This window comes from Halarchaeum salinum (assembly GCF_039520965.1).
Classification (GTDB): domain Archaea; phylum Halobacteriota; class Halobacteria; order Halobacteriales; family Halobacteriaceae; genus Halarchaeum; species Halarchaeum salinum.
Window position 1 is genome coordinate 12,795 of the sequence record NZ_BAAABL010000011.1, and the last position, 14,930, is coordinate 27,724.

The following is a 14,930-nucleotide window of genomic DNA, read 5'->3' on the forward strand; positions in this document are numbered from 1 at the left end:
CTTCCTCGGGTTGTTGAACAGACCCGTTACCGTTCGTAGTGGTAGTAGTTCGGGTCCCGCCCGGAGAGATGAGTGAGGGTTTCGTTCAATCGAAGGTCATCCCGTAGCCCCACTCCTCAAGTTCGGTTTCGACTTCGTTGAGATGTTCAAGGCCGACGATTACAAGGGCTTCCCGGAGATCGGTGAGTGAAACATTACCATTGAAACGGCCTTCGAGTTCTCGGAGTGCATCCCGTTCGGCGTTCTTGGTTTCTGGCTGGAGGAAGAGCGGCACTCGGTCACGACCATCCTGTACTCCGTCTCGACGGAACTTGTAGGGAATTTGCATCGGCTGCCCAGACTCACTCGCCGGAGATGTCGTGCCCTCAGCGCCCGTACTATTGTTATCCGCTGATTCGGGTTCGACTGAGTCGGAGTCAGAATCGGTGTCCGGTGTAGGGTCGTCGGCGAACGGATCGTCTCCGGCGCCTTCTTTCATCCCCGTCATGTCTGTAGCACCTCGTGGTCGACGTCACCAGGCTCCGGTGGGTTCGGTGCGTCCAAGCCGACCTGTTCCTCGAGGTGGCGGGCAACCCGGTCGAACTGGGCGAGCGTCTCAAGCTCGTAGTCACGCCGCCGGTCACGGTGCTCTCGAACATAGGTGAACGCCGAGCATTGTTCCATCCAGCACCCCTCCATGAGGGAGGCACGCTCGCCGATGACTTCGGGAATCGGGTAGTCGATCTCGTTCATGATGGCGCGCTGGTCGCGTGTATCTTTGAAGCCGATCGGGAGGGCAGCAAGGACGCCGACTTCGATATCGAGTTGGTCCTCAAAGCCCGAGACGAGGGATTCAAGGCCTTCGACGGCGGCACGGCCTTTCGCGCTTGGTTCGACGGGGATGACGAGGGAGCGAGTAGCGTTAATTGCGTTGTAGAGATGCGGGCCTTCGGTTGCGGGAGGGTCGCAGATGAGGACGTCGTAGTTCTCTGGGACGTTGGCTTCCTGGAGGACGCGAAGGAGTTGGGCGTGCATCCCGAATGCTTCGCCCATCGCTTCGGCTTGGTCTTTCTCGCGTTGGAGGTATTCGGTGAGGTCCGAGAGCATGTTGTGCTCAGGGATGATGTCGACGCCCTCGACGGTTCGAATGAGGGCGTCGAAGTCACCCTTTGGGCGGCGAATCATATGGCGGACGAGATTGTCGACGGACTCGGTGCGGTGGTCGTCGACGCCGAAGAGGCGCGAGAGATCGCCGTCCTGTGGGTCGAGCGGAACGACGAGTGGTTTGAGGCCGGCACGGGCGTGCGCGACAGCGAGGTTTGCGGCAGTCGTGGTCTTGCCGACACCGCCGGCCTCGCTGTACGTCGAGTACGCTAACATACACTCAACATGGGCCTCATTCATTATCAAACTACGCTAAACACATTCCTGAACAAACACCATGAACACACTCAATGAATGCAGCGAACACAACCAGTGAACAAATCTAGTGAACACAACTGATGAACGTTCTTCCTGTTGGGGGCGTCGCTATCTTTCTTCGGGGGAGAGAATCCCGCCGTTTGCGGCGTTGACGAGACGCTTCGCGTCTCGTTCGCACACCAGAACACTCCGCGTTCTGGGGACGGGAGTGAATCCGACAACGCCTCCACGAACCACGCATCAGCTTCAGACGGATATTTAAGTGGCATCGTGTCGTAGTATGACGTACACCGAGGCGGCATGACCGCCCACCTAATCGGACAATATCGGACTCCGAGGCTCAGAATGTTCGAGACACACTCTCGAACCGCTGTGGTGTCTCGGTCAAGATAACTCCGAGTCCCCTTGCCGGGGATAGGAGTAACGGCGGTGTGGCCCCGCCATCGGCCTGTCATACCGACGGGTCGTGAACCAGCAAATATCCCAAATCAGCGGTGCAGTGCCGTGGGAAGCCTCGCCGTTCACGGCGAGGAGGAGGTCACTTAGCAGACCAGAGTCACACCAACCACATCCCGGAAGGCGGACTACATCGAGGCAAACTGTTCGCCTGAGTCAGGGAGGTATTCGACGATACTCTGATGGGCACCGAATTCACCGATGATGGTCTGCAGCGCGTCGACGACGGTTGCAATATCGCGGTTGAGTTCGTGTTCGCGATACGTACCACCATCCTGGCCACGGTGTTCCATCTGCGAAATCGTGAGATTGAGAATTTCGAAGTCAGAGAGGAAGCTTCGCATCCGGCGGGCAGTGCGGGGATCACGTCCCTGTAGTTCGCAGAATTGCTTATAGCGCTGATAGATGACGCGTGAGCGAGCAGGGGTTTCGTTCTCGGCAGCGAGCGTGATTAGTGCATACAGCGTGAGTTTCTCGTGTTCTGTGAGGTCACGCATGATATCCATACTCTGTTGCGCCTCAAGTTTTTCTTGAGCACGTTCAACGTGAGTCGTTGTAACTGCCTCTGCGTTCTCGGTACGGGCAAGGTCTCCAGCCTTCCGAAGAAGAGTAATCGCTCGTCGAGCGTCTCCACCATCTTGGCGGCCGAGCGCAGCGCACAATGGGATTACGTCTCCGTCGAGGGCACCTGGGTGGAAGGCGATATCCGCCCGTTGTTCGAGGACTTTCTGGAGTTCTTCCGTCCCGTACGGTGGAAAGGAGATCTCTGTTTCGCATAGCGACGACTGGACCTTCGCGTCAAGCTGCTCTCGGAATGTAGAGTCGTTACTAATTCCAATGAGGCCAAGTTGAATGTTGTCGATATACCCATTGTTGTCCGCACGAGTAATCTGGTAGAGGAACGTATCATCTTTGATGTGGTCAATCTCGTCAAGGACGACGAGTACGGTTCCCGAGAGCTTGTTGAGTTCGTCCCAGAGCAGACGGTAGACTTTGGATTGAGGGTGGCCGGTTTCAGCGATCAGGTTTTCAGGTTCACGGAGGTTGTTTACTAGGCTGATTGCGGCTTGATAGCTCGTACTGAGCCCGTCACAATTGAGGGTGATGACCGAAAGGTCGACTTCGAAATGTTCTGCTGAGGCTTGAAGTTCGTTAAGCAAGAAATTCGTCACAGCGGTCTTCCCGACGCCGGTCTTCCCGTATATGAAGATATTGTCGGGGTATTCACCGTTGATGATCGGCTGAAGAGCTGCCTCATATTCCTCGATCTCGTTATCCCGGCCGACGATGTCGTCTGGGACATACTCCACTTTGAGTGTGTTCCGACGTTTGTATAGAGTGTCGTCAGGCTGAAATCGAGGACTCATGTTAGAGCCAACTGAATCTAGCCGAGACTATAATTGTTTCCACCACCGTTTCCACTATTTCCAGTATAACCAATGTGGGCCGGAGGTTCCGCTATTCAATTACGCCCCCACTGCTTCCAGTCGAGAAAGGGAGTTCTGGTAGGCCGATCTTGACCAAGTTTTGGTGAAGAACACACCACCATTTCCAGTATACGGTGGAGGCTGGGTCCAGGTTGGAGATGGAGTAGGATAACCACCCCCTTCCAGTATTTCCAGTAAAGACGTATTTATATATCTTAGAGACCCCGTGGTTTCCAGTAAATTGAGTGGGAGCCGAAAACCGACAGAGGGTGGAGGGAGAGAGGAATAGGGATACTCGGAACACCCTCCCCCCATCATTTCCAGTAAAGACGTGCAAAGAGAAGAAGCGCGCAAGAGAAGAAGCCTAGAAAGGGGATAGCTTTATGATTCTTCCCAGAAAACTAGTCCGTAGTAGACCTTCACTGAGGATAGTATCTAATATCTGCTCTTGAAATAATCTCTATCTGTAGCTCGTGCCGCCTCTATCGCTAGCTTTACTGGAAACGGTGGGGAGGGTGTGGACGTCAACGCCCACCGTCTTCCAGTATGTAATCGTATTAGTGGAAACGGTGGGGTGTCGAGTCAGACGCACCTGCTGGCCCGTTGTCCATTACTCAACGGGCTCTTTATACTGAGACCGAACCTTCTCGCCATCGCGCCATTGCCAGTAATAGTAGCGATTACCGTTGATTTCTTTGATGGTGAGCGTCGCTCGCGTCGGAACGTCGTCTGGCAGCTCTTCGGGATGGTCCGCTACTTCGTCCTGGTCGTCCTCTGCAAGCCGGGCTTCCCGCTCACGGTACTCGGCAAGCGCGTCGGCATAGCGCTCAACCGCTCGGAGCTCCTCTGCCGAACAGTCCTCCAGTGATTCGACGAGGTCACTCGAGAGTTCCTGTGGTGGTGTCGGTGGCGAATAGGGCATCGTCTGGTCGTCTTAACCAACAGACACGGAGATTGCTTAGGTGTGTTGGTTAAGACTCCCGGATAGTTCTCCGGTCGTGAGCAGCACAGACTCTCCACCGAGACTGACTCGGCTCTGATCTGTTCCTGTCCTCCCGTCAGCTGTTTCACCCTGGCTCCCTCACCCCCTTCTTATATGTGGGCGACGGACGAACTTGATGCTGTATGTCGAATCTTGTCGTCAAAGCCGCGGTGAAGGATGCACTGGCAGAGAAGAACGTCGCCGGCGATTTCTACGCGGCACTGGACGAGGAAGTCGAAGAGCTGCTCGAGGAAGCAGCGGCACGCGCTGAGGCGAATGGACGCAAGACTGTCCAGCCGCGCGACCTCTAAACTGGCTCTCAACGGCCTTTTCCCAACTCTCACCGCCTGACCGCTAGCTGGCCGTGCCCACCACTGTTAACCAACAACGACCCGCTCTCGCAGTCTCATGTTGGTTAACTCTCCGACCTCGGAGTTTCGGGGAGTCGGCCATCCGGCCGTGGGACTCGTCCGTGCTCGATCTCGTGGTCAACCCGACGAAGGTGCTTGCAGCCGCCGTCGGGGTGGCGCTGCTGGTAGTCCGGACAGGAGCACGTCTTGGCGATCACGTCGACGTCGTAGACGCGTCCGGACTGCGAGCGAACTTCGTACTGGCCGCCCTTCGCGAGGAGTGAGACGGCCATCTCTTCGTCGAGTGCGCGTTGTGTCCGTGCTTCGAGGCCTCCCGTCTGCGCTTGGTCGCTCACGGCTTCGCGCGCTCGGATGTCGCCCGCACAGCCACCGTCAGTCGCGACGGCCTGTGTGTCTCGTTCGAGGCGCTCGTCGAGTCGGTCCTCGACGGGATGGCCGATTGGCCAGCAGTAGTGGACTTCACGACGACCACGGTGGTCGTAGGCGCCGATGTCGACGGCGTCACCCGACCAGACACGCCACGCGCCGAGTGCGCCCATCACGTTGCTGATTGCTCGTGGGACGTGTGCGACGTCGTCGGGGTAAAAGACGCGGAACCGCGTGCAGTCCTCCCGGGCGGGCATTTCGTCCCACCAGGGGACTGTTGAGCGCCAGGTGTCCGCCATTGCCGCGTCCATCCCGTACCCGACGGTCACGTCGACTGTCGGTGAGTGCGGGCCGGCGTCGCCTTCGAGGAGTCGGAGGACGGCGTACCGCAGGTATTCGTGGAGCGAGTCAGCGACGCCGTTCGCGACCGCCGGGTAGTCGTTCGCGACGTGCACCGCTTCCGCAAGGAGCGTTGCGAGATCGTGTTCGGGCATCGTTCGAAAGCGGGGGTCTGTGCGCCCCGCCCCTCGCGGGCGCCGACAAACCTTAACCAACAAGACGCAGATCCTATCCCTATATGTTGGTTAAGATGCCGGCGCGTTGTGGCTACTTTGTGAGGCCACATGGCAACAGCCTCGTTAGGAGCGTCTATGGTCGCGTGTCAGGACCGACTTGCTGTTCCGTGCGTCGTGCTGCGGTTGGGTCCGGGTCGTAGCCAGCGTCTTGGAGAGACGCGAGTACCTCGGTGATCGTTTGGAGAGTGTCATGGAGATTCTCAGTTGTGCGGCCACTGCTGAGAAAGCGGTCACTGTCGGTGTTTTCGACGAGGAGGTTGGCGTGTGCGACGTCGTTGCGGAGTTCGGTGACGTCGTGGAGTCGCGCATCCGCGGTTTCATCTCGTGAGAAGCCACACGCCTGCCAGCAGGCCTCGACGTCGGTGACGATAGTTTCGAGAGTCGAGAACTGCGCGTAGTGGATCTCCTCAAGGGCGACATTCGCGGCTTGGGCGTCCTCGTAGCGCTCTTCGATCGCCTCGATTTCGCTGACGGTGACGGATGTCCGCTTCCAGTCGGGTGCCTCCATGAGGACGAGTTTGCGGAGGTGTTCTTCGAGGTAGGTGATGCGGTCGAACAAGTACATGCGGGCGGGGGCAGTGTTGAGGTCGGCGCGGGTGAGGACGCCGCTGACGTGATTGTGGCCACCAAGGAAGTAGGCGGAGTGCTCGATGAGGGCGGCGAGGACGGCAGGGAAGGCCGCGTCCCCGCTGATCATGTGAGTAATTGTGAGCGGCGTGAGGTAGGCGTCAAGCGTGTCGCCTGTGGTGTCAGTGGTGACGTCGTCTTCGTGGATGAACCCGACGGGGTCGCTGTCTCGGTAGACGGGTGCGGCGTCGTAGCCATTCTCTGTGAGCCACTCGGCGGCGTCACTCGGCGACGTGTCGTGGGGGAGGTGTTCGACGGGCTTGGTGGCGAGTTCCGCTGCAGTACAGTCGTAGAGATCACGAGGCATACTGTGAGGTTCTCGACCAGGCTACTCAACGCTGGGGGTCGTGTGCCGCGGCCGGATCTGTCTGTTCCACCACAAGACTAATGCATACAGGACATATATTATTACTTGATTATGCTCAAGGGACATTTCGGGCGGTCGGGGGCGAGTATCGACCACGGGGACGCAAAGGTGCTCTTCCCAGTCGACGAACTCGACGGAACGGTGTTCCAACATCGCGACGCCGAACTCGCGCTCGGCGATGTCGAGAGTGAGAACGTCATCGTCATCGTACCGACGAGTCTAGCGAGCAGTTACAGCCTCACTCAGCGTCCTCTCACCGCCATTCCCGTTGCCGACCTCCCCTTGGATGTCCGATCAGAGCTTGCCGACGCGCTCGACGCCCCCATCGACTCCTACGAGCTCATCCAGATCGGCAAGTGGACCGTCGATAGTCCTAATCACTCGCTCGCCGAATACACGAACGCGTAGAAGACGACCACACCATGCCCGACCAACTCGCGGAGCAGTATCCCGAAGCGGCACCATACATCCAGCAAGCCGTCGCGGAGCACGGCGAAGAGTGGGTGCTGGAACACTACTACGAACAACTGTACCCACTCGGGCGGGTCATGGCGATGCCCGAGAAGGACGAACTGCCGTTCTACGACGACGACGAGCACGACACGATGACGGAGGACGAGAAGGTGGAGATGTACCAGGCGTGGGCAGCGTACCGAGAGAACCTCCGCACGGGTACGAAACCTGAGGAGTGACCGCGACCCTACACTTTTCTCAGCGGTCGTCCTTGGTGACGTATGGACGCAGATAGAGCTCGTGGTGTATTTCTCGGGCTTGCATGTGGTGATGCGCTTGGCCGGCCGGTTGAGTTCGCCTCGGCGTCGAATATCGCTGCCGAGCACGGTCGTCTCGACGAGATGGTCGGGCACGGCACGTGGAATCAGCCTGCTGGCACGATCACTGACGACACCGAGCAGGCACTCTGCATCGCGCACAGCCTTGTCGACCAACAGACGTTCGATCCGGCGGATATCGCGGAGCAGTTCGTCGCGTGGTACGACAGTGGCCCGTTCGATATCGGTCGGATGACGATGCGTGCGCTCAGCCGCCTCAAGCATGGTGACGCGTGGGATGAGGCCGGCCAGCAGGTCTGGGCGCAGAGTCCAGAAGGCCAGAACGCGGGGAACGGCAGTGTGATGCGGTGTCCACCGCTCGCGCTTCCCTACATGGAAGATCGGGCGCAACTCGTTACGGTGAGCCGGCAGTCCTCGCAGATCACGCACGCCGATCCGCGATGCACCTACGGCTGCGCGATTCTCACTCTCACCATCGCGGGTCTGCTCCATGATGTTGACACACCGCTACACGACGCGCTCGACGACGTTGGTGCGGACGCACCAGACGAACTCATGGCTGCACTCGAACCGATCGCCCGCGGCGACCGCCCTGCGTCACTGGAAACGTCCGGATACGTCGTCCATTCCCTGCAAACAGCGCTACACGACGGCCTGCACACCAGTAGTGCTGAGGAGGCAATCGTGACTGCTGTCAATCGCGGTGGTGACACCGACACTATCGGCGCGATCGCCGGTGCAGTCGCCGGCGCGCGCTTCGGTGCGTCGTCGCTTCCTGAGCGCTGGCTCTCCGCTATCGACGAGACTGCGGAAATTGAAGAACTGGTCGATCAGCTCGAGATCGCGGGACCCTCCGAGTAGAGCGGTTCAGAGTGGCTCGTGCCGCTAATTCGTGTCTCTACAGGTCGACGTACTGGTTCTCCCACTCGCGGCGTGCTTCGAGCTCGCGTCGGCCACGTCGCGTGAGCGCGTAGGAGTTGGTGCGTTCGTCGATCTTCCCCTTGTCGACGAGACCCTTCTCAACGAGCTCATCGAGGTTCGGATAGAGACGGCCATGGTGGACTTCGCTCTCGTAGTACGTTTCGAGTTCGTCCTTGATTGCGAGGCCGTGCTGCTCGTCCAGCCCCGCGATGACGTAGAGCAGGTCGCGCTGGAAGCCAGTGAGATCGTTCACTATCCCCATTTGGACTTGTCTATATATTAGCGTATCGGATACAGCCGCCTCAAGTAGGAAAATTGCCATCACACCGGCTTTCGCTTCCATTACTATTGGATAGTTTACTGAATTGGCCGCCTCTTGGTGTGGAGAATTCGGATCGCTATGCGGTCTTTGAATCGACGACGTCGATGAGTTGCTCAGCCGTTCGGCTGATTCGGCCGAGTCGCTCCCGTATTGCCTCCGGGTCGTCGCCGGCCCAGGCGGCGAGGTAGAACGACGAATTACTCGTGTCAAGGCCGTAGTGGCGGCCGACGATGTACGCGACGGCCTCGGCTTCGAGTTCCTGCTCGGAGCGCGCCAGTGGGTCGCTGATGGCGCCATGGAGGAGGGCGTGTGCGAGTTCATGGACGAGCGTCACCGCGAGGTCAGCCTCGTTCGCACGATCCCGAACCTCAACGACCGGCCGTTCGTCTGACTGACGTGGCTTGCAGATGCCTTCTGCCTGCCCGTGGATCCACTCGTCGGCGTCGACGAGACGCACCTCGACGTCGAGCTCTACAGCTGCGTCTTCGAGGACGGTGACGAGGGTGCCGGCGTCGCCCGTCGCCACCGTCTCGAGTTCCGGAAGTGGCTCGCCCTCGGTCTGTGAGACATCGAAGACCGATGCCGGCCGAAAGCCGACGAGTCCCTCCGACCACTCCTCCGGTGGCGTCTCGTCGTACGCACAGTCGCTTTGTTCGTGGTAGTTTGGCGAGTTCCCGCACTCCGGGCATTGTTTCGCGATGATGGGTGCCCAGATCCAGATGGCGCTCTCGCCCTCCTGGACGTGTCGGTCGAACTCCTCTTGCCACGCCCGATAGCCCGCGACCTTCGTCGCCTCCGGACACTGGAGTTTGATCAGGAGGGTATTCCGGTAGGAGTAATCGTGGAACCGACTCTGCACGTCCAGCCACTCTTGGAACGATTCACTCTTACGTGCCTCCTCGACGTGCGTGATGAGGTCCTCAACCCACGCCTCAATCGTCTCGGTCATCGATTCGCTTCTCGAGCTCGAATCCTCGAACGCGACCGCTGCCTCTGTGTGTGCGTCACTCATGGATTTGTTCGCGACGACGCGCCGCGTGGGCGCGCCCGCACCCCTACCCGGGGCTAACAAACCTGTTCGCGGCAGCGCAATCCTTTAGTCTCTAGTTCGCGTACTATGGACTACAATGGCTGGTGCACCGATTGGAGACGTCGGAGGTGACGAGTCGGGCGTCTCGATGTTTTTCGCTGTGCAGCGACTCCTAACAGACGCCGATCTCGCCTACTTCTACACTGATCTCCTCCTGAACTCGCCGACGACGGTGAAACGAGCGATGGACCGCCAGGGGATCGTGAAGAGCACTGCGTACAAGTACGCGAACGAGCTGGCTGAGCTCGGTGTCGCCGAGGAATGTGATGAGTACGAGGACGGCGCCGCGCTCTGGACAGCCAAGCCAGTCGTCGGGACATGGGAGACAGAAACCGGCGAACTCGTCGTCTCACCGGTCGTCATCGCGGTCTATGGGGCGAGCACGACTGATGACGATATCGCGTATTTCCGCGATCGCTATGGGGACGCGGCGTTACTCAACGCGGTCGGTGAGACCGACGCATATCTTCGGGGTGAGCAGACGCGCCGTGGCATCGCTGCGGCGCTCGATGTTCCCGCTGCCGCAGGTATTGCAGTCTCACAGGCCATCGAAGCGATCATCGGTCGCATCAGTCCGGTTGACCCTGCATTCCCCAACCATGGCGAGGACGTCCACGAGCGAACGATCGCTGACGCTCCCTACGTTGTTGACGCGTGAGCGCGATTTCGCCCCTGCCAAGTGCACTCGTCTTGGATACGAGCTTTCTCCGGACGCTCGGCGGCCCTGGCCACGATCGCTATCAGGCCTTCATAAATCACGTCAAGAGCAACGGGATCCAGCTGTATCTGAGTCAGCGTGTTTGCGAAGAAATCGAGGAGCAGCAGGGCTGGATCAGTGCCGATTGGCTGCACAAGGCGCAGTCCGAGTCCTGGATTAGCGTCGCCCAGCCCGTGCAAGAGGGTGTGAGTGTCTATGATGGTCCGGTGGCGGCAGTCGTGATGGATCGCATTCAGCAACGTCTCGCCGACATTGAGCATGTGCCACCAGACGAATTGCGGAAGACCGATGCTGGCCTCGCCGGCACCGCAATCATGCTCCTTGCCTCGACTGCCTACGACTCCATCGGAATCGTCATGGACGACCGGAACGCGGAAGCAACAATTCGAGCGATTCTCTCGAATACGTACTACGAGGACTACATTTCGGTCCTCACGGTCTGGGATGTTATCGAACTCGTCGAAGCTGACGGGTATCCCGAAGACTAATTAACCAACAATTTGTACCATCTCGGGTTTTTGTTGGTTAATCAGATACTGGTTGTCAATCGGATCGTGATTAGTCGTCGAAGAGACAGCGTGTTGCGGCGTTTTCGCCGGTGAGTGTCTGCTGGTCTTCGTCGGTATCGGGGAAGAGCGCGGCCTGCTCGTCATCCTCACTTGAGTCCTGCACTTCGGGGCGGTCGTCGACGCCGAACTCGCTGGCCTCGGGCTGATCGCGTCGTGACTCACGGTCGCGATGGTCAACGTCGGCGCCAAAATCCTCAAGCGATGTTTCGACGCTCGACTCCTGGACTTCAAGCCCGCCATCGTCACTGAACGCTGCTTGATGGTGGACCTCTGGGTCTGGTGTATCGCTCATCACTGAATGCCTCCACACTCTCTGGAGGCTCGACAAACCCGCTCTGCTCGACTGCTCAACGAAGGTGGTCCGCTACTCGCTCCCAGCCGTGTCGTCATCTTTCACGGCTGCGATGTCCGCCGCGACGTCCTTGACGTGCTGTTGATGCTGCGCCGATGTCCCAACGTGTTGGGCGGCCTCAAGTTGGTCGTCGACGACCGCGTTCTGCTGGGGACCCCAGACTTCCGGTGGCTCAGATTTAATGTATGCTACCCAGCGCTTGACAGCCTTGATGCGTTGCTCACGGTTCCGCTCGTGTTTCTCGTTGAGGGCCTCACGAACGTTTGAGTCGCTCATATTCCTCCGTCACGTTGAGTCGTGATACCCACTCTTCGAGTCGCCCGACACTAAGGCTTTCCTCGAACATTGTGTAGAGGTGGACGGCGTCTTCGAGGTCTTTCTCCGCGCCAAGGTAGAGTTTGTACGCGATCTGGAGTTCGAGCGGGCCGATCGGAATCGTTTCATCACCGATCCGGGCCGTGATCGCGTTCTTGAGGGACGCTTGGTCGAATTCGTCACGAGCGAACTTCACTTCGAGATGCGGTGTGACCTGGCCGTCGGGCGCGACCCAGATGTTGTCGCCGTTCGCGAGCATTTCGTAGAGGGAATCGAGCGGCATCGCCGCTCCCCAGAACCCCTCGTCAGCGAGTGCCGACGCAAGTTCGTCCGCCGTCGTTTCGTCGATTTTTTCGATAAGGACGTCGACATCCTCGGTTGAACGAGCACGACCTGCGAGGATCGATACGTAGCCGGCGATGTAGACGTGGTCGATATCGAACCCTTCGAGGAGGTTTGAGAACTGAATCGCGAGTTCGTCCAGGTGGTTCGGCTCGCGACCGACCACGAGTACCCCGTTCCGGAGTTCGATCCCGCTCATATGCATTCCTTGGGTGTCACTCGCATAAATCGACTGCTCCGTCCTCTTTTGCTCGGAGCTCGCTCGCTCTCTGTGCGAGCCGCCGAAGGATCGGTTTACGATTCTGGTGTGCGTTCTCGTACGCGACACACTCCCGGACAGTCTCGACGTCAGAAATCGTCACGATACAGGCGCGGAGGACGTCGAAGCTTGCCGGCGTAAGTCGTTGTTCGGGCGTGAGCGTACTCGTATTTTCGCTTTCTCGGTTGGGCATGATGGACGCCTCGCCCGCTCCCGGCGTCGACAAACCGATATCGAGAGCTTCCAGTAGCGTTCCTACTCGGTTTCAGCCTCGGGTTGGATTTGGCGTGCGTCCTCGGCGACCCGGTGCAGATACTCCCGAAGGACGTCCATGTCTTCTTGGGCGTCGTCGAGTGTCTCGGCTTTCACTTTGCCCTTGATCTTGTCCTCGTCGCGTGTTCCGGAGCCGCGTTTGAGTTGGACGGTGATCGAGACGCCGACGTCGGTACGTTCGACGTGCTGGGTTTCAGTCGGCTGTTCGGCGCGTGCGTCGCTCGAAGAGTCAGTCGTATCGGACATCGTTGGTGTGAGAGATGGCTAGGCAGTCGGTGCGACGTCGTCGTGGAGGACGTGTTCGATGTCGGCGTCGGTGAGCGTCCAGGTGCCGTCGGCGCCGTACTCGAGGTGGCTGATGACCTCCTCCTTGAACGTCTGATAGTGTTCACGGGCGAGCGCCGCGTTGTCGGTGTAGTCGAGGAGGACGGCGAGTGCGAGCTGTGCCGGGCCGCTGCCGCGATACCCAACGGCGAACCCGCTCGGACTATGCCGGGCGATCTGGAGGCTGCGCTCCGGCGTGAGCCGCTCCCCACCGGGATGGGTCGTCACGACCGTCTCTCCCTGCTCCCGGGAGCCGACGTAGCGAATCTCGCCTTGGTGGTGTGTCGTCTGTGCCGTCGCGTAGTCGTCGAAAGTTCCACTCATCGTTCGGTTCGAGAGCACCACTCAGGCACTCCCGCACCCCTCTCGGGGGCGACAAACACGACGGCGGTCGCGGCCCGGCCAGTTTAACCAACACTGCCCTATTCCCGCTCTCAGATGTTGGTTAACACTCCGTCATCCAAACTTCCAAATCTGTCTAAGAGATCGTAAAGCGCCATCCAGGTGGATATTTACACTTTGCATACGGGGTGTCTACACGTCGCTCGTTCTCGAGAGTTCGTTCTCGAAGTAGCAGTCCGCACAGCGCTGATCACCCTGTGCGGCGTAGACCGGGTCCGCCGGGACCTCCCGACAGCTCGTACAGTAGCCGAAGGCGGTTTTCGGGATCGGCTTCTGCCACGGCGGCCGTCGACGAGTCGTGTAGCCCGCCATCGTCAGTAGTGGACGTCGGCGGGGACGATCCAGCACGACTCGGCGCCGCCGAGAATCGTGTTGAGCCGGTCTCGGTCCCGAATCCCCTGTCCGTGTTCGTCGTAGAGGACGACTGACGGCCCACGATAGGCACCAAGGTTGTGGCAGGCGTGCCGGACGAGGTCCTCGTCACGCATGATCGCCTCGTCGTCGAGTTCGTCCAAGCCCTCGCGAACAGCCGCGAGATTCTGCTCGAACGCCTCGATGGTCGCCTCCCAGCCAGCCTCCAAGAGGTCTTGGCCGGCGTTCGACTCGACCGGCGTCGCGGCCGGCCGCTCACCCCACCGTGCCTGGCCCGCCCCGGTGACGTCCGTCTCGTCAAACGTCACGTAGTAGTCGAACACGGCGTCGGCGTCTGGGGCGGCGCCGACCAGTCGGTCGAACGCAGATATGCCTGCTGCCAGTGCTTCGTCGCGCGTCGATGCCTCTACCAGCGCGTAGATGAGCATGTGCATCTTCGAGTCCGACGCACGCCCCCTCGGGTGCGCGTCACCCCTCTCCGCACGATAAACCTCTCAGAGACTACCGCAGGATACAGGATATCTCTCTCGTGATGGGGGCGATTTACACTCGACATCTGGAGTGTCTCGCTGTCGTCGTCGTACTCCTGCTGGTGCGACGTTGAGCGTTAGATAGAGAGGTCTAACTTAACGGCCGTAGAGTAAGTACGAGAATAGAGAAAATGCCAGTATTGCACTAATAAAGAAGATAACTAATCCGAGAAATCCAGACCACATCGCCCCCACAACAGCGCCGAAAACAAATCCGACAATAGCCGAGCCGAGTAGAAGGATAGCTCCCATCTGCCACTCTGCAAGAAATGCCACAACCTTTTCTCTCATACCATCACTTCCATTATTCTTTCCCACACTGGCACTTTCATTATACATTCGAATAGTCTTTTCGACAGTAGATATACAGTCTGGTTCGGCCTCGTCGCGCTGGAATTATCCACACTCCCGATTCGGTCAATACAGGCGACTAATCTCTCGGTTTGTCAGGCGGCTGCTGGAATGTTCGGAGCGATAGCGCTCGCAATGAATAAATCTGCGATAAAAAGAAGAAATGCAAATCCGCCGCTGAACTCGTGGGTATCAGTAGTGAGTGATGCATGAACGTACGCAGCCAGACTTACCACCATAATTCAAGAACTTGAATGTAAGTCAATAAGTCCACTGGAACCGCATGTTCAGTAGACCCTGCGTCCCGATACAATCGCAGACCCACCTAACGGTTGTTTCATCTAATATATCGCAGCAGGAAGGATAACGGTCTATCTGCGCTCCGGGTTACGATGGGTTCGGACCGTGGCGTGATGTCCCACAGACT

At 58.8% G+C, this 14,930-nt stretch carries 23 protein-coding genes; 6 read left to right on the top strand and 17 right to left on the bottom strand.

Features of this window, described 5'->3' with window-relative positions; genetic code table 11:
- Positions 1–85: 85 nt before the first annotated feature.
- The 4 genes from ABDZ36_RS00800 to ABDZ36_RS00815 form a co-directional block, all read right to left on the bottom strand.
- Positions 86–487, bottom strand: a complete 402-nt coding sequence (locus ABDZ36_RS00800) for a DUF7970 domain-containing protein (protein ID WP_211313298.1) — start codon at positions 485–487, stop codon at positions 86–88.
- A complete protein-coding gene (locus ABDZ36_RS00805; RefSeq protein ID WP_211313297.1) occupies positions 484–1,359 on the bottom strand; it encodes a ParA family protein in 876 nt (291 codons plus the stop codon). The genes ABDZ36_RS00800 and ABDZ36_RS00805 overlap by 4 nt, the downstream gene beginning before the upstream one ends.
- Positions 1,360–1,985: 626 nt before the next feature.
- The gene (locus tag ABDZ36_RS00810; protein ID WP_211313296.1) at positions 1,986–3,224 is read right to left on the bottom strand and encodes an orc1/cdc6 family replication initiation protein; all 1,239 of its coding nucleotides are present in this window, start codon (positions 3,222–3,224) and stop codon (positions 1,986–1,988) included.
- Positions 3,225–3,894: 670 nt separating this feature from the next.
- The gene (locus ABDZ36_RS00815; protein WP_211313295.1) at positions 3,895–4,206 is read right to left on the bottom strand and encodes a DUF6788 family protein; all 312 of its coding nucleotides are present in this window, start codon (positions 4,204–4,206) and stop codon (positions 3,895–3,897) included.
- Positions 4,207–4,409: 203 nt separating this feature from the next.
- Here ABDZ36_RS00815 and ABDZ36_RS00820 point away from each other — a divergent pair, with 203 nt between their 5' ends.
- A complete protein-coding gene (locus tag ABDZ36_RS00820) occupies positions 4,410–4,577 on the top strand; it encodes a DUF1931 family protein (RefSeq protein WP_211313294.1) in 168 nt (55 codons plus the stop codon).
- Between the two features lie 104 nt (positions 4,578–4,681).
- Here the strand turns inward: ABDZ36_RS00820 and ABDZ36_RS00825 are convergent, their stop codons facing one another.
- Together ABDZ36_RS00825 and ABDZ36_RS00830 are read right to left on the bottom strand one after the other, a co-directional pair.
- Entirely contained in the window at positions 4,682–5,497 is an 816-nt protein-coding gene (locus ABDZ36_RS00825; protein WP_211313293.1) for a hypothetical protein, read from the bottom strand.
- 154 nt (positions 5,498–5,651) lie between these two features.
- Entirely contained in the window at positions 5,652–6,512 is an 861-nt protein-coding gene (locus tag ABDZ36_RS00830; RefSeq protein WP_020222697.1) for a CBS domain-containing protein, read from the bottom strand.
- A gap of 111 nt (positions 6,513–6,623) precedes the next feature.
- Between ABDZ36_RS00830 and ABDZ36_RS00835 the strand changes: the two genes are divergently transcribed.
- Genes ABDZ36_RS00835 through ABDZ36_RS00845 form a run of 3 tightly spaced genes read left to right on the top strand, consistent with a single transcriptional unit; the run spans position 6,624 to position 8,224 of the window.
- Positions 6,624–6,980, top strand: a complete 357-nt coding sequence (locus ABDZ36_RS00835; protein WP_211313292.1) for a DUF8165 family protein — start codon at positions 6,624–6,626, stop codon at positions 6,978–6,980.
- 14 nt (positions 6,981–6,994) lie between these two features.
- Positions 6,995–7,264, top strand: coding sequence for a DUF8110 family protein (locus ABDZ36_RS00840; protein ID WP_211313291.1), 270 nt, complete (start codon positions 6,995–6,997; stop codon positions 7,262–7,264).
- 42 nt (positions 7,265–7,306) lie between these two features.
- Positions 7,307–8,224, top strand: a complete 918-nt coding sequence (locus ABDZ36_RS00845; RefSeq protein WP_211313290.1) for an ADP-ribosylglycohydrolase family protein — start codon at positions 7,307–7,309, stop codon at positions 8,222–8,224.
- Between the two features lie 37 nt (positions 8,225–8,261).
- On the opposite strand, the gene ABDZ36_RS00850 is transcribed toward ABDZ36_RS00845, so the two are convergent.
- Positions 8,262–8,537 carry a helix-turn-helix transcriptional regulator gene (locus ABDZ36_RS00850; protein WP_211313289.1) on the bottom strand — a complete coding sequence of 92 codons (276 nt, stop codon included), beginning with the start codon at positions 8,535–8,537 and terminating at the stop codon, positions 8,262–8,264.
- A gap of 145 nt (positions 8,538–8,682) precedes the next feature.
- Positions 8,683–9,618, bottom strand: coding sequence for an ImmA/IrrE family metallo-endopeptidase (locus ABDZ36_RS00855; protein ID WP_211313288.1), 936 nt, complete (start codon positions 9,616–9,618; stop codon positions 8,683–8,685).
- 115 nt (positions 9,619–9,733) lie between these two features.
- Between ABDZ36_RS00855 and ABDZ36_RS00860 the strand changes: the two genes are divergently transcribed.
- Both ABDZ36_RS00860 and ABDZ36_RS00865 read left to right on the top strand, forming a co-directional pair.
- Positions 9,734–10,354 carry a DUF7437 domain-containing protein gene (locus ABDZ36_RS00860; protein ID WP_343749156.1) on the top strand — a complete coding sequence of 207 codons (621 nt, stop codon included), beginning with the start codon at positions 9,734–9,736 and terminating at the stop codon, positions 10,352–10,354.
- A 32-nt stretch (positions 10,355–10,386) separates the two neighbouring features.
- Positions 10,387–10,902: a PIN domain-containing protein gene (locus ABDZ36_RS00865; protein WP_343749157.1), complete on the top strand. Its 516-nt coding sequence runs from the start codon at positions 10,387–10,389 to the stop codon at positions 10,900–10,902.
- 70 nt (positions 10,903–10,972) lie between these two features.
- Here the strand turns inward: ABDZ36_RS00865 and ABDZ36_RS00870 are convergent, their stop codons facing one another.
- The 9 genes from ABDZ36_RS00870 to ABDZ36_RS00905 form a co-directional block, all read right to left on the bottom strand.
- Positions 10,973–11,275, bottom strand: coding sequence for a hypothetical protein (locus ABDZ36_RS00870; protein ID WP_211313286.1), 303 nt, complete (start codon positions 11,273–11,275; stop codon positions 10,973–10,975).
- A gap of 72 nt (positions 11,276–11,347) precedes the next feature.
- Positions 11,348–11,611 carry a DUF8150 family protein gene (locus ABDZ36_RS00875; protein ID WP_211313285.1) on the bottom strand — a complete coding sequence of 88 codons (264 nt, stop codon included), beginning with the start codon at positions 11,609–11,611 and terminating at the stop codon, positions 11,348–11,350.
- Positions 11,589–12,191: a hypothetical protein gene (locus tag ABDZ36_RS00880; protein WP_211313284.1), complete on the bottom strand. Its 603-nt coding sequence runs from the start codon at positions 12,189–12,191 to the stop codon at positions 11,589–11,591. The genes ABDZ36_RS00875 and ABDZ36_RS00880 overlap by 23 nt, the downstream gene beginning before the upstream one ends.
- Before the next feature lie 16 nt (positions 12,192–12,207).
- On the bottom strand, positions 12,208–12,444 hold the full coding sequence (locus ABDZ36_RS15000; RefSeq protein ID WP_486187702.1) for a DUF8129 domain-containing protein: 237 nt from the start codon (positions 12,442–12,444) through the stop codon (positions 12,208–12,210).
- A 62-nt stretch (positions 12,445–12,506) separates the two neighbouring features.
- A complete protein-coding gene (locus tag ABDZ36_RS00885; RefSeq protein ID WP_020220550.1) occupies positions 12,507–12,770 on the bottom strand; it encodes a DUF7389 domain-containing protein in 264 nt (87 codons plus the stop codon).
- An 18-nt stretch (positions 12,771–12,788) separates the two neighbouring features.
- A complete protein-coding gene (locus ABDZ36_RS00890) occupies positions 12,789–13,172 on the bottom strand; it encodes a DUF6166 domain-containing protein (RefSeq protein WP_211313283.1) in 384 nt (127 codons plus the stop codon).
- 210 nt (positions 13,173–13,382) lie between these two features.
- Entirely contained in the window at positions 13,383–13,562 is a 180-nt protein-coding gene (locus tag ABDZ36_RS00895) for a hypothetical protein (RefSeq protein WP_021779868.1), read from the bottom strand.
- A 2-nt stretch (positions 13,563–13,564) separates the two neighbouring features.
- Positions 13,565–14,056: a DUF7995 family protein gene (locus ABDZ36_RS00900; protein WP_049933804.1), complete on the bottom strand. Its 492-nt coding sequence runs from the start codon at positions 14,054–14,056 to the stop codon at positions 13,565–13,567.
- A 192-nt stretch (positions 14,057–14,248) separates the two neighbouring features.
- Positions 14,249–14,470, bottom strand: a complete 222-nt coding sequence (locus ABDZ36_RS00905; RefSeq protein ID WP_199896981.1) for a DUF8144 family membrane protein — start codon at positions 14,468–14,470, stop codon at positions 14,249–14,251.
- Between the last annotated feature and the right edge of the window lie 460 nt (positions 14,471–14,930).